The organism is Myxococcus sp. RHSTA-1-4 (assembly GCF_020037125.1).
GTDB lineage: Bacteria > Myxococcota > Myxococcia > Myxococcales > Myxococcaceae > Myxococcus.
Genome location: NZ_JAIQDG010000100.1, coordinates 1 through 2,165, shown reverse-complemented (window position 1 = coordinate 2,165; position 2,165 = coordinate 1). Strand labels below are relative to the sequence as shown.

Sequence of the window (2,165 nt, the reverse complement as noted above, 5' to 3'; positions counted from 1 at the left end):
GCAGGGAAGAGCACCGTGTTGCCGAGGTCGGCGACGAAGGTGGAGACGAGGGCGAAGCTGGAGCAGTCCGCCAGGCGAAGCCGCTCGGTGGCCGCGCGTACGTAGTGGAGCAGCTGGGCATGAGCCACGGCCACGCCCTTGGGGCGGCCGGTGCTGCCCGAGGTGAAGAGGACGTAGGCGAGGCTGCCCGGGGAGTCCTGACGGGGAGGCGCGGTGGTGCCCAGGCGCGAGAGTGTCTCGGAGTCGGCATCCAGGCGCACCACATTGGCGGACAGGGAGGCGAATGAGGCCGCGTGTTGGGACACCGTCACCACCGCGGGTGCGGACACCTCGTCCACCAGGGACTGGAGGCGCAGAGCGGGCTGTGCCGGGTCCAGGGGCACATAGGCGCCACCGGCCTTCCAGACGCCGAGGAGCGCCACGAGGGTATCCACGGAGCGGTCCAGGCAGAGGGCCACGCACGTCTCGGGGCCGACGCCCAGCGAGCGCAGGTGCCAGGCGAGCTGGTTGGCACGAGCGTCGAGCTGGGCATAGGTGAGGACGGAGTCCTCGCACCGGACGGCGGGCGCGTCCGGAGTCCTGGCCACCTGGAGCTCGAAGGCATGGTGGAAGCAGGAGTCGGCCGGGACGGAGGAGGTGGTGGTGTTCCAGTCGACGAGCACCTGCTGTCGCTCGGAGGGAGTCAGCAGCGGCAGCTCGGAGAGGCGCTGGTCCGGCTGGGAGACGATGGCCTCCAGCAGCACCTGGAGGTGCCGCACCATGCGCGCCGCGGTGGCCTCCGTGAAGAGGTCGGGGCTGAACTGGAGCTGGCCGAGGAATCCGCCAGGTGTCTCGGACAGGGTCAGGTTGAGCTCGAACTTGGCTACCTCGCCGCCCTGGACGTCCAGCGGACGGAGCGACAGCGATGGCAGACGCACGTCCTGCGTCGGGGTGTTCTGCAGGGTGAAGAAGGCCTGGAAGAGCGGCGAGCGGCTCAGGTCGCGGACCGGCTGCAGCTCCTCGACCAGCTTCTCGAAGGGCACGTCCTGGTGCGCGTAGGCGCCGAGAGTGGTCTCCCGAACCTGACGCAGCAGCCCCAGGAAGGAGAGCTGGCCTTCCGGGCGCGCGCGCAGGACGAGCGTGTTGATGAAGAAGCCGATGAGGCTCTCCAGCTCGCTGAATCGGCGGCCGGCGATGGGCGAGCCGACGACGATGTCCTCCTGGCCGGAATAGCGGGAGAGCAGGAGCTGGTAGGCGGCCAGCAGCAGCATGAAGGGCGTGGCGCCCTCGCGCTGTGCCAGGGCCTTGAGGGACTGGCTCAACTCGCGAGGCAGGCTCACCGGCACCGTGGCGCCCCGGTGCGACAGCTCCGGCGGGCGGATGAAGTCGGTGGGCAGCTCGAGGTGAGGAGGCGCCCCGGCCAGTTGCTCCTTCCACCAGCCGAGCTGCGTCTCCAACGCCTCACCCTGGAGCCACTGGCGCTGCCAGACGGCATAGTCGGCGTACTGCACCGGCAGCGGTGGCAGCGGCGAAGGCTGGCCCTGGCGCAGGGCCTCGTAGAGGGCCACCACCTCGCGTACCACCACTCCGTTGGACCAGCCGTCGGAGATGATGTGGTGCACCGTGAGCAGCAGTGCATGCTGGTGCTCGGCCAGGCGCAGCAGGCTCACGCGCAGCAGCGGCCCGGTGGCCAGGTTGAAGGGCCGCAGCGCGTGCTCGGAGGCGAGGCGGCGAGCCTCGTCCATGCGTTGGGCTTCGGGCAGGCCCGTCAGGTCCACCACGTCCAGACGCACCGCGGAGGGCGGGTGGATGCGCTGCACGGGCGAGCCGCTCTCTTCACCAAACGTGGTGCGCAGGGATTCATGGCGCCGCACCAGCTCCGTGAAGGCGGACTCCAGGATGGTGACATCCAGCGCTCCCTCCACCCGCAGGGCGGTGGGCATGTTGTACTGCACGCTTCCTGGCTGGAGCTGATCGAGGAACCACAGGCGCTGCTGGGCGAAGGACAGGGGCAGCGAGCCGGAGCGGGGAGCGGGGAGCAGCGGCGGCGGAGTCGCCGAGGTGCTCTGGCGCCGGGCCTCCTCGATACGAGGGGCGAGCTGGGCAAGCGTGGGGGCCTCGAAGATGGAGCGCAGAGGCAGCTCGAGCGCGAAGGACTTGCGGACGCGGGAGATGAGCTGTGTGGC

Annotated in this window: 1 protein-coding gene; it reads right to left on the bottom strand. The window is 70.2% G+C overall.

Annotation, left to right across the window (positions count from 1 at the left end; all coding sequences use genetic code 11):
• Positions 1-2,165 (bottom strand): condensation domain-containing protein (locus K8638_RS44060; protein ID WP_223760790.1); only part of this gene is annotated, 2,165 nt, incomplete at both ends.